Annotated in this window: 20 protein-coding genes; 8 read left to right on the forward strand and 12 right to left on the reverse strand. The window is 74.2% G+C overall.

Features of this window, described 5'->3' with window-relative positions; all coding sequences use genetic code 11:
• The first annotated feature begins 123 nt into the window (after window positions 1–123).
• Both AB0302_RS05970 and AB0302_RS05975 read left to right on the forward strand, forming a co-directional pair.
• Entirely contained in the window at window positions 124–960 is an 837-nt protein-coding gene (locus AB0302_RS05970; protein WP_319075653.1) for a hypothetical protein, read from the forward strand.
• A 143-nt stretch (window positions 961–1,103) separates the two neighbouring features.
• A complete protein-coding gene (locus AB0302_RS05975) occupies window positions 1,104–1,925 on the forward strand; it encodes a CPBP family intramembrane glutamic endopeptidase (RefSeq protein WP_366370856.1) in 822 nt (273 codons plus the stop codon).
• A 25-nt stretch (window positions 1,926–1,950) separates the two neighbouring features.
• On the opposite strand, the gene AB0302_RS05980 is transcribed toward AB0302_RS05975, so the two are convergent.
• Window positions 1,951–3,315, reverse strand: coding sequence for a solute carrier family 23 protein (locus AB0302_RS05980; RefSeq protein ID WP_366370857.1), 1,365 nt, complete (start codon window positions 3,313–3,315; stop codon window positions 1,951–1,953).
• Window positions 3,316–3,421: 106 nt separating this feature from the next.
• Between AB0302_RS05980 and AB0302_RS05985 the strand changes: the two genes are divergently transcribed.
• Window positions 3,422–4,342 carry a carbohydrate kinase gene (locus tag AB0302_RS05985; protein WP_248116822.1) on the forward strand — a complete coding sequence of 307 codons (921 nt, stop codon included), beginning with the start codon at window positions 3,422–3,424 and terminating at the stop codon, window positions 4,340–4,342.
• Window positions 4,343–4,524: 182 nt separating this feature from the next.
• On the opposite strand, the gene AB0302_RS05990 is transcribed toward AB0302_RS05985, so the two are convergent.
• A complete protein-coding gene (locus tag AB0302_RS05990) occupies window positions 4,525–5,607 on the reverse strand; it encodes a malate dehydrogenase (RefSeq protein WP_366370858.1) in 1,083 nt (360 codons plus the stop codon).
• 57 nt (window positions 5,608–5,664) lie between these two features.
• Here AB0302_RS05990 and AB0302_RS05995 point away from each other — a divergent pair, with 57 nt between their 5' ends.
• Entirely contained in the window at window positions 5,665–6,510 is an 846-nt protein-coding gene (locus tag AB0302_RS05995; RefSeq protein WP_319075660.1) for an HAD-IIB family hydrolase, read from the forward strand.
• Between the two features lie 40 nt (window positions 6,511–6,550).
• Here AB0302_RS05995 and AB0302_RS06000 read toward each other — a convergent pair whose 3' ends face one another.
• The 3 genes from AB0302_RS06000 to AB0302_RS06010 all read right to left on the reverse strand — a co-directional run bounded on the left by AB0302_RS06000 (window position 6,551) and on the right by AB0302_RS06010 (window position 10,736).
• The gene (locus tag AB0302_RS06000) at window positions 6,551–7,975 is read right to left on the reverse strand and encodes an amino acid permease (RefSeq protein WP_366370872.1); all 1,425 of its coding nucleotides are present in this window, start codon (window positions 7,973–7,975) and stop codon (window positions 6,551–6,553) included.
• Window positions 7,976–8,191: 216 nt separating this feature from the next.
• Entirely contained in the window at window positions 8,192–9,265 is a 1,074-nt protein-coding gene (locus AB0302_RS06005) for a beta-eliminating lyase-related protein (protein WP_366370859.1), read from the reverse strand.
• Window positions 9,266–9,305: 40 nt separating this feature from the next.
• Window positions 9,306–10,736 (reverse strand): DUF6421 family protein, encoded by a 1,431-nt coding sequence (locus AB0302_RS06010; RefSeq protein ID WP_366370860.1) that lies wholly within the window; start codon window positions 10,734–10,736, stop codon window positions 9,306–9,308.
• Window positions 10,737–10,856: 120 nt separating this feature from the next.
• On the opposite strand from AB0302_RS06010, the gene AB0302_RS06015 reads away from it, so the two are divergent.
• Window positions 10,857–11,324: an Lrp/AsnC family transcriptional regulator gene (locus AB0302_RS06015; RefSeq protein ID WP_319075666.1), complete on the forward strand. Its 468-nt coding sequence runs from the start codon at window positions 10,857–10,859 to the stop codon at window positions 11,322–11,324.
• Window positions 11,325–11,342: 18 nt separating this feature from the next.
• Here the strand turns inward: AB0302_RS06015 and AB0302_RS06020 are convergent, their stop codons facing one another.
• Complete coding sequence (locus AB0302_RS06020; protein ID WP_248116655.1) at window positions 11,343–11,891, reverse strand: NYN domain-containing protein; 549 nt, start codon at window positions 11,889–11,891, stop codon at window positions 11,343–11,345.
• Window positions 11,892–12,007: 116 nt separating this feature from the next.
• A complete protein-coding gene (locus AB0302_RS06025; RefSeq protein ID WP_366370861.1) occupies window positions 12,008–13,120 on the reverse strand; it encodes a heparan-alpha-glucosaminide N-acetyltransferase domain-containing protein in 1,113 nt (370 codons plus the stop codon).
• 171 nt (window positions 13,121–13,291) lie between these two features.
• Here AB0302_RS06025 and AB0302_RS06030 point away from each other — a divergent pair, with 171 nt between their 5' ends.
• The gene (locus tag AB0302_RS06030; protein WP_298710882.1) at window positions 13,292–14,137 is read left to right on the forward strand and encodes a glycerophosphodiester phosphodiesterase; all 846 of its coding nucleotides are present in this window, start codon (window positions 13,292–13,294) and stop codon (window positions 14,135–14,137) included.
• Between the two features lie 3 nt (window positions 14,138–14,140).
• Here the strand turns inward: AB0302_RS06030 and AB0302_RS06035 are convergent, their stop codons facing one another.
• From AB0302_RS06035 to AB0302_RS06055, 5 genes are all read right to left on the reverse strand, one after another.
• Entirely contained in the window at window positions 14,141–14,695 is a 555-nt protein-coding gene (locus AB0302_RS06035) for a hypothetical protein (protein ID WP_298710780.1), read from the reverse strand.
• 1 nt (window position 14,696) lies between these two features.
• Window positions 14,697–16,379, reverse strand: a complete 1,683-nt coding sequence (locus tag AB0302_RS06040; RefSeq protein ID WP_366370862.1) for an aldehyde dehydrogenase family protein — start codon at window positions 16,377–16,379, stop codon at window positions 14,697–14,699.
• A gap of 52 nt (window positions 16,380–16,431) precedes the next feature.
• On the reverse strand, window positions 16,432–18,150 hold the full coding sequence (gene pgm, locus AB0302_RS06045) for a phosphoglucomutase (alpha-D-glucose-1,6-bisphosphate-dependent) (protein WP_248116651.1): 1,719 nt from the start codon (window positions 18,148–18,150) through the stop codon (window positions 16,432–16,434).
• A 173-nt stretch (window positions 18,151–18,323) separates the two neighbouring features.
• Entirely contained in the window at window positions 18,324–20,675 is a 2,352-nt protein-coding gene (gene katG, locus AB0302_RS06050; protein WP_366370863.1) for a catalase/peroxidase HPI, read from the reverse strand.
• Window positions 20,676–20,726: 51 nt separating this feature from the next.
• Window positions 20,727–21,212, reverse strand: coding sequence for a Fur family transcriptional regulator (locus tag AB0302_RS06055; RefSeq protein ID WP_366370864.1), 486 nt, complete (start codon window positions 21,210–21,212; stop codon window positions 20,727–20,729).
• Between the two features lie 159 nt (window positions 21,213–21,371).
• On the opposite strand from AB0302_RS06055, the gene AB0302_RS06060 reads away from it, so the two are divergent.
• Window positions 21,372–22,535, forward strand: coding sequence for an acyl-CoA dehydrogenase family protein (locus tag AB0302_RS06060; RefSeq protein WP_366370865.1), 1,164 nt, complete (start codon window positions 21,372–21,374; stop codon window positions 22,533–22,535).
• Complete coding sequence (locus tag AB0302_RS06065) at window positions 22,532–24,688, forward strand: PIG-L family deacetylase (protein WP_366370866.1); 2,157 nt, start codon at window positions 22,532–22,534, stop codon at window positions 24,686–24,688. Before AB0302_RS06060 ends, AB0302_RS06065 begins: the two co-directional genes overlap by 4 nt.
• Window positions 24,689–24,892 lie beyond the last annotated feature (204 nt).

The following is a 24,892-nucleotide window of genomic DNA, read 5'->3' on the forward strand; positions in this document are numbered from 1 at the left end:
GGCCGCCCCTCCCGCTCCGGCGGAGGCGCGCGGCCCGGACGGCCCGGCGGCAAGACGGGTGCGGGCAAGGCCGGCGGGGCGAAGGGCGGCGCCGGCCGCCGTCGCGACGCCCCCGCGGCGAAGGTGCGCTTCGACGTCGCGGAGAACCCGCCCGAGACGCTGTTCCTGGCGACCATCCCCGGGGCGACGCCGTCCACGTGGGTCGGACGGTTCAGCTCGCGCGAGCGCGTAGTGAAGCTGGTCAACCACGACGAGTCGGCGCAGTTCGCGCACCTCGCCCATGACGCCTACGGGCTTCCGCTGCACCCGCTGCCCCAGCTGGGGTACGTGCGGTGGCGCCGCGACCGCACCCTGGACGAGGTGCTGACCGCGGCCGGCGTCGATCTGCGGCACGTGCACACGGTCACCTCCTACTCCGAGCTGCCCGTGGTGTGCGTCGGCAAGGACCACCTGCTCTCCGCGTGGGACGTGGACGCGGACGGCCCCGTGCCCATGGCCGAGCTCGACCCCGAGGAGGAGCTCGAGCCCGCCCGCTTCGCCCCGGCCCCGAGCGAGGACCCCCTGGACCCGGCCGAGGTGCCGGGCGCGGGCGAGCGCATGGCCATCGAGATCGCCGCGTCCGGCACCGGGCACGTCGTGCTGCCGATGTCCGTGGCGCGCATGTTCGGCCGCAAGGACGTCGTGGTGCTGCCCGTGGCCAGCGCGCTGGACGACGTCGTGGGCAAGTCCCGCGCCGACCGCGAGGCCGAGGCGATGCTCCAGGAGCTCGAGGGCGAGGCCGCCGTCGAGGACACGGGAATGGAGGGCGAGGTGTCCGCGGAGGGGGCCGCCTACGAGGCCGGCGACCCCCGTCATCCCGGCTGGGACGTGGGCCTGGCCTGGCTCAAGGAGGCGGACACGCCGCTGGTCCAGACGTTCGTCGGCGTGAGCCGGGGACGGCGACCCGGGAGCTCGCGATGACCCGGCGGGCAGACATGACGAGCACCGCCGACAGGACGAGCCCTGCGCCGTGGGGCCCATCCGCGGTGAAGGGGGCCCACGGCGCAGGGGTCGTCGACGGGGGCGGCCGAGGCGGGAGGGCCTCCCGGACGCTGCGCACGGCCGTGCTGGCCGCGTGCGCCCTGGCGTATGCGCTCTCTGTGGGGTCAGTGGTCCTGGGCCATCCGAACGGGCTGACCGTCTCCGCCGACCCCTCCGCCCCGACCCTGCCCCTGTGGCAGGTGTTCCTGCCGCCCGTGGTGGGTGTCGCTCTGACCCTCCTGCTGCCGCCCCGGCGGACGTCCCAACCGGCGGTGGTGGGAGAGGCGCGGGCGTTCCGGCACGGCACGGCCTTCCTGGTCGGGCTGGCCGTGCTCACGATCGGGCTCGGCCTCTCGCCGCTGTCCGACGTGGACTTCGTGCTCTCGAAGGCCCTGCTGTTCATGGTGCTGCCCGCCCTCGCGCTGCGCTTCGTGTGGCGTGGCGGGGTGGAAGTGCTCCGCGCTGGAGGGGCGTGGCGCTGGTGGGCGCCGCTCGCCGTCGTCGTGGTGTGGGCGTGGCTGTCCCAGGCGGCGCCGTGGGTGCCGGCCGCGGACTTCTCCGGCCACGACCTGACGTTCCTGCTCCTCGGGGCGGCGGTGACGGCGCTGACGGCGGGCGTGGGCGAGGAGCTGTTCTACCGCCGCTGGCTGCAGACGCGGCTGGAGGTGTGGCTGGTGCCGGCGGCGGGCATCGCGCTGACGTGCGTGCTGTTCGGGCTCATGCACTTCGGCACGCACGGGTCCACGGACCTGGCCCGGGATGCCGCACTGATCGTGGCGGTGCAGGGCACGTCGGGCCTGTTCCTGGGCCTGCTGTGGTGGCGGTACCGGAACATCGCGATGAACATCCTGGCGCACCTGATCATGAACGGCTGGGCCGTGGCGGCGTACCTGCTGACGCGGTGAGCCCCGGCAGGGCTCGCCGCCCACCTCAGCCGAGGCGGCCGGCCTGGGTGGCCTCGTACCGCTCGGCGTCCTCGTCCTCGGGGACCGGCTCGGTGCCGCGCCAGCGGGCCACGGCCGTCATGAGGTGGTGCACCACGAGCGCGGCGATCGTGCCGAGCGTGATGCCGCCGAACACCAGCCCGCCCGCCGTCAGCTGCGGGTCCGCGATCGCCACGATCAGGCCCGCGCCCGCCGTCATGAGGTGGATGGTGTTGGAGAAGTCCACGCGGTTCTGGACCCAGATCCGCACGCCCATCACGCCGATCATGCCGTAGAGGATGATGCCGGCGCCGCCGGCCACACCGGCCGGGATGGTCGCGACGGCGGCCCCGAACTTGGGCAGGAAGGCGAGGGCGATCGCGGTGAGGCCGGCCACCCAGTACGCGGCGGTCGAGTACACCCGCGAGCTCGCCATGACGCCGATGTTCTCCGCGTACGTGGTGGTGCCGACACCGCCGCCCAGGCCGGAGAAGGTGGTGGAGAGGCCGTCGGCGATCAGAGCGCGGCCGGTGAGCGGGTCGAGGTCCCGCTTGGTCATCAGGCCGACGGTCCTGACGTGGCCGATGTTCTCGGCGATCAGCACGAGCACCACCGGCAGGAACAGCGGCAGCACCTGGAGGCTGAACTCGGGCGCGTGGAACGGCGGCAGGCCCACCCAGGCCGCCTCGCCGACCGCGGTGAAGTCCACCTGGCCCTGGGCCAGCGCCAGCACGTACCCGGCCAGGATGCCCACGAGGATGGACAGCCGTCCGACGAGGCCGCGGAACAGCACCGCCGTGAGCACCACCGCCAGCGCCGTGCCGAAGGTGGTCAGGGGCACCTCCTGCATGGCCGCCGTCGTCGCGCCGGCGAGGTTCAGGCCGATCAGCGCCACGATGGTGCCCATCACGGCGGGCGGCATGAGGGCGTGGATCCAGCCGGTGCCGGACAGGTGCACGACGACGCCGATCGCCGCGAGCAGCAGCCCCGTCGCCATGATGCCGCCGAGCGCGGCGCCCGTGCCCTCGAGCGCGGTGGCCGCCGTGAGCGGGGCGATGAACGCGAACGAGCTGCCGAGGTAGCTCGGCAGGCGGTTGCCGGTGATCACGAGGAACAGCAGGGTGCCGATGCCGGAGAAGAGCAGCGCCGTCGTCGCGGGCATGCCGGTGATGGCGGGAACGAGCACGGTGGCGCCGAACATGGCCATCACGTGCTGCACGCCGATGCCCACGGTGCGTGGCCAGCTGAGGCGTTCGTCCGGGGCGACGACGGTGCCCGGCGTGATGGTGCGGCCGTCGCCGTGCACGCGCCAGCCGAACCCCCGGGAGGGGTCGGCGTGCCGAGCGGGTGAGGTGGGGGTGCTGTGGGCCATGGCCGCCTTGCCGTTCAGGAGTGGATGAGGGCGCCGGACCGGGCTTCGGCTCGGGGCGCGCGTCGGTCTGTAGGGTACCGTTTGAGGTGTGTCTGAGTACTTCGGAGTGATCGGCGAGGCCCTGGTGGACGTGGTCCTCTCGGACACCGCCACGCCCCGAGCGCACGTGGGCGGGAGCCCGCTGAACGTGGCCGTCGGCGTGAGCCGCCTGGAGCGCCCCGTGCTGTTCGCCGGCCGCTTCGGCCAGGACGAGTACGGCGCCATGATCGCCGCCCATCTCGAGGGCAACGGCGTGCGCAGCCTCCTGGAGCCGGACTCCTCCCCGACGTCGCAGGCCACCGCGCGCCTGGACCCGACGGGCGCCGCCAGCTACGAGTTCGACCTCGACTGGACGCTGCCGCCCGCCGCCGCCCTCGTGCGGGACCTCCGCGCGGCCGCCGGCGGGTCCCTCAAGCACGTGCACGCCGGCTCGATCGCCACGATGCTCGCCCCCGGCGACGCCGAGGTCATGGGTCTGCTCGAGGCGCTCTCCCCGGAGACCACCGTCAGCTACGACCCCAACGTGCGGCCCAGCATCGTCCCGGACCGGGTGTTCGCCCGTGCTCGCGCCGAGGAGTCGGTGCGCCTCTCCGACGTCGTCCACGCCTCTGATGAGGACATCGCCTGGCTCTACCCGGACCGGCCGCTGCTCGAGACCCTGAAGGCGTGGCAGGCCATGGGCCCGGCGTTCGTGGTCATGACGCGCGGCGCCGAGGACATCGTGGCCGTCACTGCACACGGCGTGCGCGAGCGCCCGATCGTCCCCGTGGACGTCGCGGACACCGTGGGTGCCGGCGACTCGTTCACCGCGGCGCTCCTGGCCGCCCTCGACGACCGCTCCCTGCTCGGCGCGGCCCACCGCGAGCGGCTGCACGCCATGGACCCGGCCGATGTCGAGTCCGTGCTGATCTACGCCTCCCGCGCCTCCGCGATCACGGCGTCCCGCCCGGGCGCCGACCCGCCGACGCGGGCCGAGCTCGCGGGCTGACGACGCCGCGGGCGGACGCCGTCCGACGCAGAGTGGTCACAACACGCCGCGTGCGGACGCCGTCGGACGCAGAGTGGTCACGACACGCCGCGTGCCATGTCTCCAGACGGCGTGTCGTGACCACCCTGAGGGGCGGGCGGCGTCCCGTCGTCCGGCGCCCGCCCGTTCCCCAGCCGGCTCGCTCAGAGCAGCCCGAGCCCCGTGACGGCCTCCCGCTCCTCGTCGAGTTCGGCCACGGTCCTCTCCAGGCGCTCAGCCGCGTCCGGCAGCAGAGCGGCGTCTGGCTCCAGGCCCGGCACGATCCGCCACTGCCCGCCCTCGGACTCCACGGGGAACGAGCTGATCAGGCCCTCGGGCACGCCGTAGGAGCCGTCGGACACGATCGCCGCGGAGGTGCGCCGGGCCTGCCCGTCCGTGCCCACGCCCGTGCCGAGGAACCAGTCGCGCATGTGGTCGATCGTCGCGCTCGCGGCCGACGCCGCCGAGGACGCCCCGCGCACGCTGATGATCTCCGCGCCGCGCTCGGCCACCCGCGGGATGAACTCCTCGGCGGCCCATCCGGCGTCCACAACCTCGAGCGCGGGGCGCCAGCCGCCGTCGGCGCCGCCCACCCGCACGCGCGCGTGGGTGAGGTCCGGGAACTGCGTGGCCGAGTGGTTGCCCCAGACGGTGATGCCGTCCACGTCGGTCACCGCGACGCCGGCCTTCGCCGCGAGCTGCGAGACCGCGCGGTTGTGGTCCAAGCGGGTGAGCGCGGTGAAGCGGTCGGCCGGCACGTCCCGAGCGTGGGAGGCGGCGATCAGCGCGTTCGTGTTCGCCGGGTTGCCCACGACGACGACGCTCACGTCCTCCGCTGCGTGGTCGTTGATCGCCTGGCCCTGGGGCCCGAAGATGCCGCCGTTGGCCTCGAGCAGGTCGCCGCGCTCCATGCCGGCCGAGCGCGGGCGGGCGCCCACGAGCAGGGCGTGCTGCACGCCGTCGAAGGCCACCGCGGGATCGTCCGTGACCTGGACGTCCGCGAGGAGGGGGAACGCCGCGTCCGCGAGCTCCATCGCCGTGCCCTCGGCGGCCCGCAGCGCCGCCGGGACCTCGAGCAGGCGCAGGCGCACGGGGACGTCGGCGCCGAGCATCTCGCCGGAGGCGATCCGGAAGAGCAGCGCGTAGCCGATGTTGCCGGCCGCGCCGGTGACGGTGACGGTGCGGGGGGTCTGGGCCGCACTCATGGGGGCGGGGGCGGTGCGCGCGGCGCTGCTCTGGGTGTCCATGCGCTCATCCTGCCAACTGCCCGCGCCCCTCGCGAGGACCCCGCCTAGACTCGACGCATGCCTCTGCCGACCTCGATCCGCCGCCCCCGGCTCGTCGCCACGGACCTGGACGGCACCGTCATCGGCTACGCGCACACCCGCTCGGGGCGGCTCTCCCCGCGGACCATCGCGGCGCTGCGGTCGGCGCACGAGGCGGGCGTCGTCGTCGTGTTCGTGACGGGGCGGCCGCTGCGCTGGCTGGACGCGCTCGCGGACCAGCTGGGCGACGTCGGACCGGTGATCTGCTCCAACGGCGCCGTGGTGGTGGATCCCGCGACCGGCGAGGTGCTCGAGTCCCGCCCGATGGAGCGGGGGACGGTGTGGACGGCCGTCGAGCGGCTGCGGGCCCTGGACCCCACCGCCACGTTCGGCGCCGAGACACTGGACGGCTTCTTCTGGGAGACCGCGTTCACGGAGGCGTCGGCGTTCGAGGACGCCACGCCGGCCGCGGCTGCCCTCGAGGGCGTGCTGCCCGCGGAGGCCGTCGTCGTGAAGCTGATGGCCCGCTCCACCGCCCTCGAGCCGGACGCGTTCCTGGAGGCCGCGCGCGCCGAGCTCGGGGAGCTCGTCAGCGCGACGCACTCCGCGCCCGGCGTGGCCCTCGTGGAGATGTCCGCGCCGGGCGTGCACAAGGCGGCCACCCTCGCGGACTTCGCGGCGAGCCGGGGGATCGCGCCGGCGGACGTCGTCGCCTTCGGGGACATGCCCAACGACGCCGAGATGCTCGCGTGGGCGGGCCTCGGCTGCGCCGTGGCCTCAGGCCACGTGAGCCTGCGCGCGGCGGCGGACGCGGTGGTCGGGGCCTGCGACGACGACGGCGTGGCCGGGGCGATCGAGGAGCTGCTGGCGCTGCCGGAGGGCTGACGGGCGGGCGCGGCCGACCGGCCCGGCCTGCCCGCCGGGGTCACCAGCGCTCGCGGGTGAGGTCGGCGTCCTCGGCGCGCACCGGCTTCGAGCCGGTGACCAGCTTGTGGCCGAGCCACAGGGCCAGGAACAGCGGCAGGCCGAGGTACGCGGTGGCTGCGGCGAGCAGGTCCACGCCCTCGCCGAACGCCCCGTACCCCTGCCCCAGGACCACCACGGTGCACAGCAGCAGCGCGACGATCGGGCCCAACGGGAAGAGCGCGGCGCGGTAGGGCAGGTCCTCGAGGCGGCCGCCCTGGACGATGTACGCGCGGCGGAACCGGTAGTGGCTCCACGCGATGCCCATCCACACGATGAACCCGGCCAGTCCGGAGGCGGAGACGAGCCACACGTAGGCGGCCCCGTCTCCGACGAGGGTGGTGAGGAAGCACAGGGCGCCGACGGCGGTGGTGACCAGCAGCGCGTTCATGGGAACGCCGCGGCGGTTGACCTTGGCGAGGAACCGCGGGGCCTTGCCCGAGTCGGCCAGGGCCCAGAGCATGCGGGTGGAGGCGTACAGCCCCGAGTTGCCGGCGGAGAGGATCGCTGTGAGGATCACGGCGTTTATCACGGCGGCCGCGGCCAGCACGCCGGCGTTCTCGAACACCAGGGTGAACGGGGAGATCGAGATGTCCTCCACGCCGCTGCCCAGCAGGTTGGGGCTGGTGTAGGGGATCAGGAAGCCGATCACGGTGATCGCGCCGACGTAGAAGAGCAGGATGCGCCAGAACACGGTGCGGATGGCCTTCGGGACGTTCTTCTCCGGGTCCTCCGCCTCGCCGGCCGCGACGCCGACGAGCTCGGTGCCCTGGAAGGAGAAGCCGGCCACCAGGAAGATCGCGAGGATGCCCGGGGCGCCGCCCACGAACGGGGCCTCGCCGGTGGTCCAGTTCTCGAAGCCCGGGGCGGCGCCGCCGAGGATGCCGGCGATCATCATGACGCCGAGGACGAGGAAGACCACCACGGTGACGACCTTGATGAGCGAGAACCAGAACTCGGACTCGCCGTAGGCCCGGGTGGAGAGCGCGTTGAGGCCGAAGAGGATCGCCAGGAAGAGCGCGGACCAGGCCCACGAGGGGACGTCCGGGAGCCAGTAGCGCATGACCAGAGCGGCCGCGACGAGCTCCGCGGCCACCGTGATCGCCCAGTTGTACCAGTAGTTCCAGCCGATGGCGAAGCCGAACGAGGGGCTGACGAACCGGGTGGCGTACTCCTCGAAGGCGCCCGAGACCGGCAGGTAGGTGGCCATCTCGCCGAGGGACTGCATGAGCAGGAACACCATGAAGCCGATGACGACGTACGCCAGCAGCGCGCCGCCGGGGCCGGCGGTGGCGATGCTGTTGCCGGAGGCCACGAACAGGCCGGTGCCGATGGCGCCGCCCATCGCGATCATCATCAGGTGGCGGGCGGCCAGGGTGCGGCGCAGGCCGTTGTGCGCCTCTGACGGGGCGGGAAGGGCGGCGGTGCTGGCGGCGGGAAGGGCGGCGGTGCTGGCGGCCGGCAGGGCAGAGCCGGGGGTGTCTCTGGAGTCCACGGAGGTCTTTCGTCGCTGGGGGCGGGCGCACGTCGGGCGCCTCCACCCCGGATTCGAGGTCGCAGAACTCTACACCCGGACGCGGCCGCGGCGCGCGTCGCCCTCGGGTCAGCCCGCCGCTGCGAGCTCCTCGCGCAGGGCCGCGACGAACGCGTCGACGTCCTCCTCCGTGGTGTCGAAGCTGCACACCCAGCGGACCTCGCCCGTCGCGGGGTCCCAGTCGTAGAACCGGAAGGACCGGCGCAGCCGGTCCGCGACGCCGGCCGGCAGGGTCGCGAAGACCGCGTTGACGTCGGTGTTCTGGGTCAGCGCCACCCCGGGGAGGGAGCCGTCCGCGATGCCGGCCGCCACGGCGTCGCTGAGGCGCCGGGCCATGGCGTTCGCGTGGCCGGCGATCCGCAGGTGCAGGTCCCCGTCGAAGAGCGCGATCAGCTGCGCCGAGACGAAGCGCATCTTGGACGCGAGCTGCATCTGGTGCTTGCGCAGGTAGGCCAGGCCCTGCACGGCGTCCGGGTTCAGCACCACGATCGCCTCCGCGGCGAGCGCCCCGTTCTTGCTGCCGCCCAGGGAGAGCACGTCCACGCCGGCGTCCGTGGTGAACGCGCGCAGCGGCAGGCCGAGCGCGGCCGCGGCGTTGGCGATCCGCGCCCCGTCCAGGAACACCGTCATGCCGCGCGCGTGCGCGTGCTCGGTGATCGCGCGGATCTCCTCCGGCGTGTACAGGGTGCCGAGCTCGGTGGACTGCGTGATCGCGACGACGAGGGGCTGGGCCCGGTGCTCGTCCCCCCATCCCCACGCCTCGGCGTCGATCAGCTCCGGGGTGAGCTTGCCGTCCAGGGTGGACACGGGCAGGAGCTTGATCCCGGCGGCCTTCTCCGGCGCGCCGCCCTCGTCCACGTGGATGTGGGCGGTGTCCGCGCAGACCACCGCGCCCCAGCGCGGCAGCATGGACTCCAGGGCGACGACGTTCGCGCCCGTCCCGTTGAACATCGGCCAGGCCTGCGCCTGCTCGCCGAAGTGCCCGCGGACCACCTCCTGCAGCCGGGCGGTGTAGGCGTCCTCGCCGTAGGCGGTCTGGTGGCCGCCGTTGGCCTCGGCGATCGCCGCGAGGACCTCCGGGTGCACCCCGGAGTAGTTGTCCGAGGCGAACCCGCGGCTCTCGGCGTCGTGGATCCTCTGCATGTCGGTCCCCTTCCGGTGGGTGGTCATCGTGCGACGCGCCTCAGGCGTCCGCGGCGCGGATGCCGGCCGTGGAGTCGATGACGCCCCGCATCTTCTTCTCGAGCGCCTCGAAGAACATGGAGAGCGGGAACTCGTCGTCGAGCACGAGGTCGGTGAGCCCCTTCGGCGGGCCCGCCAGCACGTCCTGGGGGAGGCCCTGCGCCCACGCCGAGGCCGGATGCGGGGCCACCACGGACGCGACCAGCTCGTGGGCCTTGAGCCAGTGCACGGTCTTGGGGCGGTCGATGGACTCCCAGTACAGCCGGTCGATCGCGTCGCCGAGCTCGACGACGGCCGGTGCCAGGCCCTCCCAGTCCACGCTGAGCTTCACGTCCCGCCACTCCACCACGTGCCGGCGGTGGAGCCACGCGAAGAGCAGCTGGCCGCCGAGGCCGTCGTAGTTGCGCACGCGGGAGCCGGTGAGCGCGAAGCGGAAGACGCGGTCGAAGAGCACGGCGTAGTGCACGAGCTTCGCGTGACGCAGGGTCGCCTGCTCCGTCTCGCTCAGGTCCTCCCCGGCCTCCGCGCGGGCGGTGAGGGCCTGCTCGATCCGGACGCACTCGCGGAACGCGGTCAGGTCGCAGCGCATCTCCTCGAGCGTGTAGAGGAAGAACGGCATGCGCTGCTTGATCATGAACGGGTCGAAGGGCAGGTCGCCGCGCATGTGCGTGCGGTCGTGGATGAGGTCCCACATGACGAACGTCCTCTCGGCGAGGTCCTGGTCCGCCACGAGCTCCGCGGCGTCGGCGGGCAGGTCCAGCTTCGTGATGTCCGCGGCCGCGGCGACGACGCGGCGGAAGCGGGCCGCCTCGCGGTCCTGGAAGATCGCGCCCCACGTGAACGTGGGGATCTCGCGCATCGCCACGGTCTCGGGGAACAGCACCGCTGAGTTCGTGTCGTAGCCCGGCGTGAAGTCGATCAGCCGCAGGGACAGGAAGAGCTTGTTGCCGTAGTCGCCGGCCTCGAGGTCCGCGATGAACTCCGGCCAGATGGCCTCCACGATCAGAGCCTCGACGTGTCGGTCGGGCGAGCCGTTCTGGGTGTACATCGGGAAGACCACGAGGTGACGGATGCCGTCCACGCGGTGCTCCTGGGGCTGGAACGCCACGAGGGAGTCCAGGAAGTCGGGCACGCCGAAGCCGTCCGCCTCCCAGCGCGCGACGTCGCGGGGCAGGGCGGCGAGGTAGGCGGCGTCGTGCGGGAAGAGCGGGGCCAGCGTGGCGACGGCGGCGGTGATCACGGCGACGTGGTCGCGGGCGGCGGGGTGGTCGACGGGGTCAGGCACCGAGCCGTCCTTGGCCTGGAGTCCCTGGAGTGCCGTGGCGGCCGCCTTGAGCCGCAGCCAGGCCGGGTGGGACTCGGCGTGGCGGGCGTCCTCGACGACCTCCGGCTCGCCGATGATGGCCTGCTCCGTGGGCAGAGAAGTGGTCATGAACGCCTCCTGTCGCTGTGTCGCCGGTAAATCTCCCGCGATCCGGGCTGTAGACAGAAGAATCATCACCTCACGGGTGTGATGTCAAGCACACGGGGCGTGCCTGCTAGCGTTCGGCCCATGGACGACCCCGTCGACGTGCGCCTGGCCGCGGAGGTCTCCCGCGATCCGCGTGCCACCCTCGCCCAGCTCTCGGAGCGGGTCGGCCTCTCCTCGTCCGCGGTGCAAGCGCGGCTGCGCAAGCTCGAGGGGAGCGGGGTGATCACCGGATACCGGGCGCTGCTGGACCCCGAGGCGGTCGGCAAGCCGCTCGCGGCCTTCATCGAGATCACGCCGCTGGACCCCCGGCAGCCCGACGACGCGCCGCAGCTCCTGGAGGGAATCGCCGCGATCGAGGCCTGCCACTCCGTGGCCGGGGACGCGGCGTACATGCTGTTCGTCCGGGTGGGCTCGCCACGCGGGCTCGAGGCGCTCGTCAACGAGATCCGCCACGTGGCCTCCGTGAACACGCGGACCACCGTGGTGCTGCAGACCTTCTACGAGCACCGCCCGATGCTGCCCCTCGAGGAGCCCGGCCCGGTGCGCTGACGCACGGGGGCCGGTGGCTCAGAGGAACTCGAGCGGATCGAACTCGGCGACGTCGATGACGCGCAGGCGCGGCAAGGACGAGTCGAACGCCTCGACCTTGTACTCGAGGTCGAAGAACTCCACGCCCGGGATGGCCCGCAGGATGCCGGAGAGGAACTCCTCGAAGCCGATGATGCCGGTGCGGCGGCCCGGGGTGGAGGCCAGGTCGGCCAGCTGCGGGGCGAAGTCGGCGTCGTGGCTGACGAGGACGACGTCGTCCTCGCGTGCCTGGAGCGCGGCCATGGTCTTCTGGATGCCGAGGTCCACGACCTTGCCCTCGCCGCGCAGCATGATCGGCTGGTAGCCGAGTGCGGTGAGCGCCTGCACGAAGGGGATCGGGATCTCGCCGTCGATGGCGAGGAAGAACAGGCCCTTGACGGGCTGGTTCCAGTGGTCCTGCATGAAGTGGAGCAGTCGCTTCCAGCGCGGCCGCTCGTCGGACTGGGGGCGCCGCTGGAGGATGGACGTGCCGAGGGTCGCGTCGATGTTCTCGCCGTCGACCAGCAGGTAGGTGGTTCGCTCGCTCACGGTCTCGAGGCTACCCCGCGGGGCGGACGCGGTCCGCGGGGCGGTGGCGGTGGCGGGGTGGAACTCGACGGCGGGCGTCTCGAGCGAGCCCGCGGGAAGGTCGGCGCGGCGGGCCATCAGCGGCCGCCGATCCGGTCCGTCACGAGGCGCGCCACGCCCTCGATCGGGCCCGCCCGCCAGGGCCGCGACCGCACGTACGTGCGCCACAGCAGCGGCAGCGCGATCGCGCCGAGGATCAGCACGACCACGTTGAACCACGTGTCGTCCGCGCCGCCGGGCGTGCGCCACGGGCCGGGGCCCGCAGCGCGCGCCGCCCACCCGAGGTAGGCGTGGTGCGCCACGTACACGGACAGGGTCATCGCTCCCGGGATGGAGAGCAGCTCGGTGGCGGGGTTCGCGTGGTTCGGCACGACGGCGGCGCACAGTCCCAGCACCAGCAGCACCAGGCCGGTGTCCACGAGGACCTCGGGCACGGTGCCGGAGTACGGGACGGGCATCGCACCGGTCCTCGCGCGGGAGGACGCGAGGACGACGCCGGCCAGGGCCGCCCCGCCGACCGCCCACCACACCGCGTCCACGCGCATGCGGCGGGCCGGGTCCTCGCGGGTCCCGTGCAGGGTGCGCAGGACGACCGCTCCGAGCAGCGCCCACGCGAGCAGCAGGGGCAGGCGGTAGGGCGCGTCGGTGAGCATCGTGGCCACGCCCGTCGCGAGGCGGTCCGCGGGCAGGCCCACCGCGTCGGCCAGCGGCAGGAGTGCGGCGACGGCCGCCGTCGTGCCCTGGGCCACGAGGGCGACGCCGCCGGACCCCGAGAGGAGGGCGAGGACGAGCTGCGCGGCGAGCGGGAGCGCGGCGAGCAGGCCCATGAGGAGGGCGACGACGGCGAGGTGGCCCAGGATGTCGTAGACCTGCGCCTCGAACAGGCCGACGAGCCAGGAGCACGCCGCGAGGACGAGCGCCCGGATGACCGCGCGGGCCGCCGCGCGGCCGATGCCCAGGTGCTGGACCTCGAGGCGGGCGGAGACGCCCACGAGCGCCGCGAACAGGGCCGCCGTGAGGTGCTCGGTGAGGTTCAGGACACCGCCGGGGCCGCCGGTGGGCGCGGTGTGGGCGATCATCATGCTGATCAGGGCGAGCCCGCGGGCGACGTCCACCCAGAACAGGCGGTGGTGGACGGGGCGCGAGGACGGCCCGGCCCGGCCACGCGAGCGGGACGAGGTGCGGGGCACGGAGGGCTCCTGAAGACGGGGACGAGGTGGGTCCAGTCTAGGAAGCACCCTCGTCGCCGTCGGACTCGCAACGGGAGGTTTCCGGGCGCCCGCTACCCTGACCCCGTGACCCGCCGAACCGTGCCGTCCTCAGGCCCGTCGCCGTCCCCGTGTGCCCGTCCCGCGCGCTCCCTGCGTGCGCCCCGGCCAACACCCCGTCCCGCCCCCGCCTACCTCGCGGACTCCCTGCCCGGCCGTGCCGGCCGGCCCCTCGGCTTCGCGCACCGCGGCGCCGGGAACGAGCGGGAGAACTCGCTGGCGGCGTTCCAGTCGGCCTGTGATGCGGGCTTCGCCTACCTCGAGCTGGACGTGCGCACCACGAAGGACGGCGTGCTCGTGGTCTTCCACGACGAGACCCTGGACCGCGTCACCACCGGCCGCGGCCGGATCTCCGACGTCACGTGGGAGCAGCTCCACTCCGTCACGGTCGGCGGCGAGCCGCTCCTGCGCTTCGCCGACCTCCTCACCGCACTCCCCGAGGCCCGCCTCAACGTGGACCTCAAGGACCGCGCGGCCGCCCCCGCCATGGCCCACCTGCTCGCCGAGCACGAGGCGTGGGACCGCGTGCTCGTCGCGTCCTTCCACGACTCCCGCCGCCGCCTCTTCCGGCGTTCTCTCACCGCCCTCGGCCACGCCGAGCGCGCGCACGGCCCGCACCGCATCGCGACGTCGGGCGGGGCCGCCGCCATCGCCGCGCTCGTCCTGCTCGGCCCGCTTGGCCTCACGGGGTGGCTGCGCCGCCACGCCCTCGACATCGACTGCGTGCAGGTGCCGATCCGGCACGGGCGCATCCGGGTGGTGACGGCCGACTTCGTGCGCCGCTGCCACGCTGCGGGCCTGCCCGTGCACGTGTGGGTCGTGGACGAGGCCGAGGAGATCGAGCGACTCCTGGACCTCGGCGTCGACGGCGTCATGACCGACCGTGCCGACGTCCTCGCGGAGGTCTTCACGCGCCGCGGCCTCTGGCCGCAGCGCTGAGCCTCACCGTCGCGGCGCCAGCACCAGCTCGACGCCGGCCCGCGTCAGGGTGAGCGCGCCGTCCTCCGCCTCGTCCACGGCCACCGGGCCGTCGAAGAGCCGACGCACCGCCTCGGTTGCCGAGGCGGTCTCGTCCTCGGGCAGGCACGCGACGGCCGGCTGGCCCTCGCTCGGGTGCGCCTGCCACCCGTCCGGCGTCACGCTCAGGACGTCCACGCGCGGCTGCCCGCACAGTTCCCGAGCGGTGAACGTGAACGGCGCGCCCGTGTCGACGTCCACGCTCGTCCACGGACCCGTCGCCACGGGACGCCCGTCCCAGGCCAGGGACGTCACCGCGTGGGGCTGCGTGCCGACCGGCAGATCGCCGCCCCGGCCCCGAGCCGCGCCGGGCGCGGCGAGGTCGGAGGCGGAGATGCGCGACGGCGTCGCCCCGCTCGGGGACCCGGCGCCGGCACCCTCCGATGACCCTCCCGACGTCGGCCCGGCGCCGCACCCGGTGACGGCGAGGAGGCCCGTCATCACCAGGGCCGGCGGCAGGCGGCGCAGCCGGCTGTCCATGTCAGAGCATCTTCGGGATCATCTTGCGCTTCATCCAGCCGTACGGCGGGTACGCGGTCTTGAGCGTGTCCACCTGGTCCGACTTCGTGATGGACGGGCGCAGGTGGGAGAACGTCTCGAAGCCCGCCTGCCCGTGGTAGGCGCCCATGCCGGAGGATCCGATGCCGCCGAAGGGCAGCGTGGTGATGCCGGCGTGCAGCAGGGCGACGTCGTAGCCGAGGCCGCCGGCCTGGACCTGCTCGTCGAACGCGCGGTGCAGGCGCGGGCGGTCCGTGAAGAGGTACGCCGCGAGGGGGTGCGGGCGGTCGGCGATGAAGTCCAGCGCGTCCTGGAACGCCCCCACCGTCAGCACGGGCAGGACGGGGCCGAACAGCTCCTCCTGCATGAGCGCGCCGTCCGGCTGCACGCCCGTGACCACGGTGGGCGCCATGTAGCGCGCGGCCGGGTCGACCTCGCCGCCCACGAGCACCTCGGCGCCGGCAGCCACGTCCTTCTCCACCATGTCCGCGAGGCGCTGGGCGTGCTCAGCGGAGATGAGGCGGCCGTAGTCCTTGGACTCGCGCGGCTCCGCGCCGTAGAACTCGCGGATCGCCTTCGGCAGCTCGGCCACCACCTGCGCGTGGGCCTCCTCGCCCACGGCGAGGATGTAGTCCGGGGCCACGCACGTCTGGCCCGCGTTGGTGAACTTGGCCCACGCGAGGCGGCGGGCCATCGCCCCCGTGTTGCGCGCGGGCGTCACCACCGCCGGGGACTTCCCGCCCAGCTCCAGCGTGACGGGGGAGAGCGTCTTGGCCGCGGCCTCGTACACGATCCGCCCCACGCGCTCGCCGCCCGTGTAGAGGATGTGGTCCCACGGCTCCGCGAGCAGCGCGGTGTTGCAGTCCCTGCCGCCGGCCACCACGGAGATCAGCGCGGAGTCCAGGTACTGAGGCAGCAGCTCCTGCAGGGCACGGGCCGTGGCGGGCGCCTTCTCCGAGGGGCTGATGACCACGGCGTTGCCCGCCGCCAGCGCGCCCACCAGCGGGGCGAGCGTGAGCTGCACGGGGTAGTTCCACGCGCCGATGATCAGCACGAGCCCCTTGGGCCGTGGCCGCACCTCGGCGCTCGCGGGCTGCAGGGTCAGCGGCAGCTTCGCGGGCCGCGGCTCCATCCACTCGCTCAGGTGCAGGATCGCGTGGTCCACCTCCGAGCGCACCGAGATCACCTCGGTCATCAGCGCCTCCGTGGGCGCCTTGCCGAGGTCCTCGCCCAGGGCGTTCACGAACCGCTCCTGCTGCTCCGTGAGCATCCGCTTCAGCCCGCGCAGCTGGTGCAGGCGCACGGTGCGGGGGTGGGCGGCGCGCAGGCGGGCGGCGGCGCGCAGCCTCCCGACGGCGGCGTGCGGCTCCTCGGGTCGGGTGCCGGCAGGCATGATCGGCAGGGCCTCGGTGGGCAGCGGCTCGCGCAGGGGCTCGGCGGTCTCCTCCTCGGGCTCGTCCTCGCCGAGGTCCCAGCCGACGTCCGCGGCCAGGCCCTCCGGGAGGGCCCCGGCCGTCGTCAGGAGGGCCGGGGTGCCGGTCGCCGCTGCGTCGTCCGCGGTGTCCGTGACGTTGCCGTCGTGGGGGGAGGCGGCGTCGGTGCGGGTCGTGTCCGGCTCCTCGCTCGCGTGGCGGGGACGGGGCTGCTCGGGGGTGCCGTTGCTCATGGAGCCCACGCTACCCAGGCGGGCTGGGCGGCGGCAGGGTGCGCCTCCGCGCTCAGCCGATGACGCCGTCCACCAGCCGCTGCGCGTCCTGCTGCACCTGCGCCAGGTGCTCCTCGCCCAGGAAGGACTCCGCGTAGATCTTGTAGACGTCCTCGGTGCCGGAGGGGCGCGCGGCGAACCACGCGTTCTGCGTGACCACCTTGAGACCGCCGATCGCCGCCCCGTTGCCCGGGGCGGTCGTGAGGGCGTGGAGGATCTGCTCGCCGCCCACGGTCTCGGCGGTGATGTCGTCCGCGGTGAGCTCCTTGAGGCGGGCCTTCTGCTCGGCGGTGGCCGGGGCGTCGATGCGCGCGTAGGCCGGGGCGCCGTGCAGGGCCACGAGGTCCCGGTAGCGCTCGGACGGGGACTGGCCCGTGACCGCGATGATCTCCGCGGCCAGCAGGCACAGCAGGAGGCCGTCCTTGTCCGTGGACCAGGCGTCGCCGTCGAAGGTCACGAAGGACGCGCCCGCGGACTCCTCGCCGCCGAACACGCCCGTGCCGGTCAGCAGGCCGGGCACGAACCACTTGAAGCCCACCGGCACCTCCACGAGGTCGCGCCCGAGGTCGCGCGCCACGCGGTCGATCATCGACGAGGAGACGAGGGTCTTCCCGACGCCGGCGTCCTGCGGCCACCCCTTCCGGCTGCGGTAGAGGTAGTCGATGGCCACCGCGAGGAAGTGGTTGGGGTTCATCAGCCCGCCGTCGGGGGTGACGATGCCGTGACGGTCCGCGTCGGCGTCGTTGCCGGTGGCGACGTCGAAGGGGGCCACCCCGTCCGCGTCCGGGGTCATGCGCTCGATGAGCGAGGCCATCGCGTGGGGGGAGGAGCAGTCCATGCGGACCTTGCCGTCCCAGTCCAGCGTCATGAAGCCGAACCGCGGGTCCACCTCCGGGTTCACCACGGTCAGGTCCAGCCTGTGCCGCTTGCCGATCTCGCCCCAGTACGCCACCGACGCGCCGCCCATGGGGTCCGCGCCGATCCGCACGCCGGCCTCGCGGATCGCCTCGAGGTCGATCACCTCGGGCAGGTCCGTGACGTAGCGGTCCAGGAAGTCGAACTCGCCCAGCTTCGGATGGCCGGCGACCTCGTCCGCACCCACGCGGCGCACGCCGTCGAGGCCCGCGGCGAGCAGCTCGTTCGCGCGGTTCGCGATCCAGGACGTGGCCTCGGTGTCCGCGGGGCCGCCGTGCGGAGGGTTGTACTTGAAGCCGCCGTCGGCGGGCGGGTTGTGGGAGGGCGTGATGACCAGCCCGTCCACGAGACCGGTGTTGTCCCCGTCGGCGGAGAAGCCCGCCGGCGTGAGGTCGCGGCCCTCGTTGAGGTGCAGGATCGCGTGGGAGACGGCCGGGGTCGGCGTGTAGCCGCCGCGCGCGTCCACGAGCACCTCGACGTCGTTGCCGAGCAGCACCTGCACCGCGGTGTCCTGCGCGGGCTCGGAGAGGGCGTGGGTGTCACGGCCGACGAGGACGGCGCCCGTGATGCCCTTCTCTGCGCGGTACTCGACCACGGCCTGCGTGATCGCCGCGATGTGGTCGTCGTTGAAGGAGGTCTTGAACGCGGAGCCGCGGTGGCCGGAGGTGCCGAAGACGACCTTCTGCGCCGGGTCGGACGGGTCCGGGTGGCCCGTGCGGTAGGCCTCGAGGAGGGCCTCGACGTCGATCAGGTCCTCCGGCAGTGCGGGGGTGCCAGGGCGCTGGGAGGCGGGGACGGGAGCGGCGTTCTCGGTCATGCCCCTCACCTTGGCACGCGCGGGTGAGCGGGGGAAGAACTCGCGGTTGCCGCACGGTCCTGGCCTGACGCACCCACCCCCCCCACGACGACGGGCGCCCACCCGCGAGGGTGAGCGCCCGTCGTCGTCCGGCCAGGACCTCGGCGCGTCCGGGCGTCCGAGGCCCAGGGGCGTCAGCCCTGGTTCGTGGACTCCTTGGCGGCGCGGCGCGCGTCGAAGCGGTCCGCGTCCATGACCGTGGCCCACGCGGCCACGAAGTCGCGCACGAACTTCTCCTTGGCGTCGTCGGCGGCGTACACCTCGGACAGGGTGCGCAGCTCCGAGTTGGAGCCGAACACGAGGTCGTCGCGGGTGCCGAAGAGCTCCTTGCCCTCGGCGGTCACACCGCGGTACCGGCCCTCGGCCACCTTCTCCCACTGCGTGTCGATGTCCGTGATCGCGGTGAGGAAGTCCTGGGACAGGACGCCCACGTTCTCCGTCCACACGCCGTCCGTGGTGCTGCCGTGCACGGCGCCCAGCACGCGCAGGCCGCCCACGAGCACGGTCATCTCCGGGGCGGAGAGGCCGATCAGGTTGGCGCGGTCCACGAGCGCGAACTCGGACGGGAAGCGCTTGTCCTGGCGCGGGTCCCAGTTGCGGAAGCCGTCCACCTTGGGCTCCATGTGGCCGAAGGACTCGACGTCCGTCTGCTCCTGGGTCGCGTCGCCGCGGCCCGGGGTGAAGGGCACCGAGACGGGCACGCCGCCATCGGCGGCCGCCTTCTCCACGGCCCAGTTGCCCGCGATCACGAGGGTGTCGGCGAAGGAGACGCCGGTCTGCTCGGCGATCTGCTCCAGCTTCGCGATGACCGGGCCGATCACGGCCGGCTCGTTGACCTCCCACGAGCGCTGCGGCTCGAGGCGGATGCGGCCGCCGTTCGCGCCGCCGCGCTTGTCCGAGGAGCGGAAGGAGGAGGCCGCGGCCCACGCGGTCTTCACGAGCTCCGTCACGGACAGGCCGGAGCCGGCCACGGCGTCCTTGACGGCCTGGACCTCGGCGTCGCCGGGGACCTGCGCCGGGGCGGTGACCGGGTCCATCCACACGAGCTCCTCGGCGGGCACCTCGGGGCCGTAGTGGCGGGCGATCGGGCCCATGTCGCGGTGGGTCAGCTTGAACCACGCGCGGGCGTAGGCGTCCTGGAACGCGGCGAAGTCGTCCTTGAAGCGCCGGGAGATCTCGCCGAACACGGGATCGAAGCGCAGGGCGAGATCCGAGGTCATCATGCGGGGCTCGCGGCGGCCCTTGAAGTCGGACTCGGGGACCATGTCCGAGCCGCCGCCGTTGACGGGGCGCCACTGCTTCGCGCCGGCCGGGGACTCCATGAGCTCCCACTCGTACGCGTAGAGGATGTGGAAGAACTCGTTGTCCCAGCGGGTGGGGTGGTAGGTCCAGGTGACCTCGAGTCCGGACGTGATGGTGTCGCGACCCTTGCCCTCGCCGTAGGCGTTCTTCCAGCCCAGGCCCATCTGCTCGATGTCCGCGGCCTCGGGCTCGGCGCCGATGTTGCCCTCCACGGGGCCGGCGCCGTGGGTCTTGCCGAAGGTGTGGCCGCCGCCGATCAGCGCGACGGTCTCCTCGGCGCTCATGCCCATGCGGGCGAACGTCTCGTGGATGTCCTTGGCGGACTTCAGCGGGTCAGGCTCGCCCTCGGGGCCCTCCGGGTTCACGTAGATCAGGCCCATCTCGACGGCGGCCAGCGGGTTGTCCAGCTCGCGGTCGCCCTTGTAGCGCTCGGCGCCGCCGTTGGTCCACTCGGTCTCGGGGCCCCAGTAGACGTCGTCGGCGGGCTCATAGGCGTCGATGCGGCCGCCGGAGAAGCCGAAGGTGGGCATGCCCATGACCTCGTGGGCCACGGTGCCGGCCAGGACGATCAGGTCGGCCCAGGAGAGGGACTGGCCGTACTTCTTCTTGACCGGCCACAGCAGGCGGCGGGCCTTGTCCAGGGAGGCGTTGTCCGGCCAGGAGTTCAGGGGCGCGAAGCGCTGCTGGCCCTCGCCGGCGCCGCCGCGGCCGTCGGTCACGCGGTAGGTGCCCGCGGAGTGCCAGGCCATGCGGATCATGAACGGGCCGTAGTTGCCGAAGTCGGCCGGCCACCAGTCCTTGGAGGTGGTGAGCACCTCGGCGATGGTCGCCTTCACCTCGGCGAGGTCGAGCTTCTCGAACGCGGCCGGGTAGTCGAAGCCGCCGTCCTCGGGGCGCTGGACCGGCTGGTCCTTCGCGAGGATCTTCAGGTTCAGGCGGTTCGGCCACCACTGCTGGTTGGCGTCGCCGGAGGTCGGGTGCGCCAGCGGGGCGCCGTGCGCGACGGGGCACTTGCCCTCGGCGGCGTCCGACTGCGGGTTCGTGGCCGCGGCGTCGGTGGCCGTGTCCGGGCCGTCGGCGTCGTGGCGGGGCGCGGTGGGCTGGCCGACGGCGACCGTGTCGTTCATCTCGCCGACGGTGGTGCTCTCCTCGCCGTGCGGGAGGTTCTTCTCTTCAGCGCTCATGGCGTGATCCTTTCGGGGACGGAAGGTGGGGTCGCGGGATGGATGGGGGGCTCAGGGGGCCGCGGCGGACGACGACGGCGGGGCCGCCTCGTCCTGCCCGTCGCGGCACGCGGGGCACAGGCCCCAGTAGTAGACCTCGGCCTCGTCGATGAGGAACCCGTGGTCCGACTGCGCCTGCAGGCACGGGGCGGACCCGGTGTGGCACGGCACGTCGACCACGGCGCCGCACCCGCGGCACACGAGGTGGTGGTGGTTGTCATGGCGGCGGATCTCGTAGCGCGCGGCGGAGCCGGCGGGCTGGATCGAGCGGACGAGCCCGGCCTCGGTGAGCGCGTGGAGGCAGTCGTAGACCGCCTGGTGCGAGACGGAGGGCAGGGCCTCCCGCGCCGCGTTCAGGACGGCGGCCGCGTCCGCGTGCGGGTGGGCGCGCAGGGCGCTCAGCACCGCGAGCCGTGGGCGCGTCACACGCAGCCCGGCGTCGCGCAGGAGCGCGTGCTCGGGGAGCGGGGCTGTCGACGACGGGCGCATGGGCCCCATGTCACCGCCTTTTCTGGAACTTGTCAAGAAAGCCGCCCCTGCCGCGTCCGTCTCCGCGTGTGACGCCCCGGCCCCGGGCCGTTCCCCCGCTCCGGGGCCGCTCGCTAGGGTGAACGCCCAGTGCGGCACCGCGGCCGTACGCGGAAGAAAGGCCCCGTCATGAGCGCACCCGAGCCCGTCCGGCTCCCCCTGGTCTCCGGGGAGCGGCCGTCGACACGGGGAGAGCGGGGGCCGCTCCCCACGGGCGCCCGCGTGCTTCCCCGCGACGACGCGGCCTTCCTCTCCACTGCTGCGGCCTGCGGGGGCGACGTCGCCCCGATGGTGGCGCTGCTGAGGGAGGGCGCGGCCGACGGCGACGCCCCTCTCGACCTCCCGCTGACCGGCGAGGGCGCCACCCGCGAGCAGTGGGAGCTGCTCGCCTCCGTGGCCGCGCAGGACCTCTCCGCCGCCCGGGTGCTCGAGCCCCACCTGGACGCGCTCTCGATCCTGTCCCAGGCCGGCGTCCCCGCCCCCGAGGGCCTGCTCGGCGTCTACGCATCCGAGTCGGGCGGGCAGACCCCGACGGTGCGCCGCACCGACGACGGCTGGCGCCTCGACGGCGAGAAGCCCTGGTGCTCTCTCGCAGACGAGTGCTCCCACGCGGTCGTCACCGCGAAGGACGGCGACGGCGTGCGCCACGCCCTCCTCGTGGACCTCGGCGATCCCGGTGTGACGACGGCCGACGCCGCGTGGCCCGCCCTCGGCCTGGCCCCCATCACCACCGTGGGCCTGCGCTTCGCGGACGTCCTCGGCGAGCCCGTCGGCGAGGACGAGTGGTACCTGACCCGCCCGGGCTTCGCGTGGGGCGGCATCGGGGTGGCCGCGGTGTGGTTCGGCGGGGCCGTCGGCATCGCGCGCACCCTGCGGGACTCCCTGCGGCGGCGGGCGGCGGGCGCGGGCCCCGGCCCGGACCAGGTCGGCGAGGCCGCGCTCGGCCGGGTCGACCGCCTCCTGCACGCGATGGGCACCCTCCTCGCGCGCGCGGCCGCCGACGTGGACGCGGGGCGCCTCGACCACGGGGACGGCGTGCTCGAGGCCGACCGCATCCGCGGCACCGTGACGCAGCTGTGCACGGAGGTGCTCGACGTCGTCGGGCAGGCCACCGGTCCCGGCCCGCTCACGGGGAACGCGCGGCACGCGCGCGCCGTGGCGGACCTGCAGGTCTACCTGCGCCAGCACCACGGCCACCGCGACGACGCACGCCTCGGCCGGGCCCTGCTGGAGCGCGGGGGCGCTCGGGACGCGGCGCCGGTCCCCACCACCGACGGTGCGTGGGCCTGGTGAGCTTCTCCCACCTGGACGCCGGCACCTCCGAGGACGCCTGGGCCGCGGGGGGCATCGCCGAGCTGCCCGCCCTGACCCCGCCGGACTGGACCCCGCGCACCCTGCTGCTGGTCGCCGTCGCGCATCCCGACGACGAGACGCTCGGCGCCACCGGCCTGATCCGCGCGGCGCTGCGGGGCGGGGCCGGCGTGCGCGTGCTCGTGGCCACCGCGGGCGAGGCCTCCCACCCGGACTCGCCGACCCACACGCCGGAGGACCTCGTCCGGATCCGCCGCGGGGAGATGGACCACGCGATGGACGCGCTCGCGGCCGGCACCGGCCCGGACGGCGGGGACCGCCGCGAGGCGCTGACCTGGACCTCGCTCGGCCTGCCCGACTCCGGCGTCGCGGACCACGCGGACGCGGTGCGGGAGGCGGTCGTCGCGGCGATCGAGGAGCACCTCCGCGCGCACCCGGACGGCGCCGTCGTCCTCGCCTCCCATGACCCCGGGGACGGGCACGCGGACCACGAGGCGGTGGGCGCCGTCGTCGCGGACCTGGCCGGCGAGCGCGACCTGCCGCTGTGCGCGTTCCCCATCTGGTTCTGGCACTGGGGCGACCCCGCGGACCTGCCCGCGCGCCGTTACCGGCGGCTGCCCCTCACCGATCAGGACCGGGCGGCCCGCCGCGCCTCCCTCGCCGCGCACGCCTCCCAGGTGGCGCCGCTGTCCGAGGCGCCCGGCGACGAGGCCATCCTCGGCCCGAACGTCCTGGCCCACCACGAGCGGCCCTTCGAGGTGCACCGCTACTCCGGCCCCGAGGACGCCGACGCCGGCCGCGCCGCGGCCGTGTTCGACCGGCTGTACCGGGAGCACGCGGACCCGTGGCGATACCTCAGCTCCCCCTACGAGGCCCGCAAGCGCGCGCTCACCCTGGCGATGCTGACCCGCCCGCGGTACGGCACCGTGGTGGAGGCGGGCGCGTCGATCGGCGTGCTCACCGCGCAGGTGGCCGAGCGGGCGGAGCGCGTGGTGGGGCTCGAGGCCTCTCCGGTGGCGGTGGAGCGGGCGGCCGAGCGGCTCGCGAGCCTGCCCGATGCCGAGGTGCGCCGCGCGGTGCTGCCGGGGGAGTGGCCCGCGGACGCGGCCGGGGCCGACCTCGTGATCGCCTCGGAGATCGGCTACTTCCTGCAGCCCGAGGAGCTGGACGCCATGCTCGACCGCGTGGCCGAGGACCTCGCCCCCGGCGGGGAGCTGCTGCTCTGCCACTGGCGCCACCCGATCCAGGGCTGGCCCCTCGACGGGGACACGGTGCACGCCCGCGTGGCCGCCGACCCGCGTTGGCGCCTGCATGCCGAGCACACCGAGGACGACTTCCGGATCAGCCTCCACGTGCGCGCGGCCGCGGCCACCCACGCCGTGGTCGTGGTGCCGGCTCGGAACGAGGAGGCCCTGCTGCCCGGCTGCCTCGCGGCGCTGAGCACGGCCATGGACCGCTGGGAGCAGCACCACGCGCAGGGCTCCGTGGCCGTCGTCGTGGCGGCGGACGGGTGCGAGGACGCCACCGTGTCGGTCGCCGAGCGCGCCCGCCACGCGGACCCGCGTCTCCACGTGCTCGAGCTCGGCGACGGCGAGGGCGGCGTCGGCCGGGCCCGCAGGGCCGCGGCGGGGCACGCGCGCGGCCTCTTCCCGGACGTGCCCGCGGAGCGCCTCTGGCTCGCCTCCACGGACGCGGACTCGCGCGTCCCCGCCGACTGGCTCCTCGCCCAGACGACGACGGCGGGCGAGCGGGAGGCCCTCGTGCTCGGGACCGTGGACGTCGAGCTGGAGGCAGGCGGCGCGGGCTCCGGTGAGGGCTCCGGAGCGGCGGAGGGCGCCGCCGGCACCGCCCGCCACGCCGCGCTCGAGGCCTGGCGGGTTGCCTACCGCCACGGCGAGGGGCACCCCCACGTGCACGGCGCCAACCTGGGCCTGCCGTGGTCCCTCTACGAGGCCGCGGGCGGCTTCCCGGCCGTCCCCGAGCACGAGGACGTGGAGCTCACCGGGGCGGTGCGGGCACTCGGTGAGGAGCGGGTGATCGCCACGGACCGCGCGCGCGTCTGCACCTCGGCCCGCCTGGTGGGCCGCACCCCCGGAGGGTTCTCCGGGTTCCTGCGGGAGGCCGGCGGGGAGTGATCGGGCCCAGGGCGCATCGGCCTGGAGCGCCTGTCCGGCGCGCCTGCCCTTCAGCTGGGCGCAGTACTGCCAGGCAACCCCCGAGGTTGCCTGGCAGTACTGCGCCCAGCTCGCGTGGAGGCGGGTCCGGTGGGGCAGGTTCGGCAGCGCGGTGACCGGCGGGCGGGTCCGGTGGCCAGTGCCCGGGCCTGGGGCGCGCGAGGC

Source organism: Micrococcus sp. NPDC078436 (assembly GCF_040702705.1).
Classification (GTDB): domain Bacteria; phylum Actinomycetota; class Actinomycetes; order Actinomycetales; family Micrococcaceae; genus Micrococcus.

Bases quoted from the DNA above. Each gene is read 5' to 3' on its own strand.
- AB0302_RS05980 (WP_366370857.1), bottom strand. From the start codon at position 3,315: ATGGCCCACAGCACCCCCACCTCACCCGCTCGGCACGCCGACCCCTCC.
- AB0302_RS05990 (WP_366370858.1), bottom strand. From the start codon at position 5,607: ATGGACACCCAGAGCAGCGCCGCGCGCACCGCCCCCGCCCCCATGAGT.
- AB0302_RS05995 (WP_319075660.1), top strand. From the start codon at position 5,665: ATGCCTCTGCCGACCTCGATCCGCCGCCCCCGGCTCGTCGCCACGGAC.
- AB0302_RS06005 (WP_366370859.1), bottom strand. From the start codon at position 9,265: ATGCAGAGGATCCACGACGCCGAGAGCCGCGGGTTCGCCTCGGACAAC.
- AB0302_RS06010 (WP_366370860.1), bottom strand. From the start codon at position 10,736: ATGACCACTTCTCTGCCCACGGAGCAGGCCATCATCGGCGAGCCGGAG.
- AB0302_RS06015 (WP_319075666.1), top strand. From the start codon at position 10,857: ATGGACGACCCCGTCGACGTGCGCCTGGCCGCGGAGGTCTCCCGCGAT.
- AB0302_RS06035 (WP_298710780.1), bottom strand. From the start codon at position 14,695: ATGGACAGCCGGCTGCGCCGCCTGCCGCCGGCCCTGGTGATGACGGGC.
- AB0302_RS06040 (WP_366370862.1), bottom strand. From the start codon at position 16,379: ATGAGCAACGGCACCCCCGAGCAGCCCCGTCCCCGCCACGCGAGCGAG.
- pgm (WP_248116651.1), bottom strand. From the start codon at position 18,150: ATGACCGAGAACGCCGCTCCCGTCCCCGCCTCCCAGCGCCCTGGCACC.
- katG (WP_366370863.1), bottom strand. From the start codon at position 20,675: ATGAGCGCTGAAGAGAAGAACCTCCCGCACGGCGAGGAGAGCACCACC.
- AB0302_RS06055 (WP_366370864.1), bottom strand. From the start codon at position 21,212: ATGGGGCCCATGCGCCCGTCGTCGACAGCCCCGCTCCCCGAGCACGCG.
- AB0302_RS06060 (WP_366370865.1), top strand. From the start codon at position 21,372: ATGAGCGCACCCGAGCCCGTCCGGCTCCCCCTGGTCTCCGGGGAGCGG.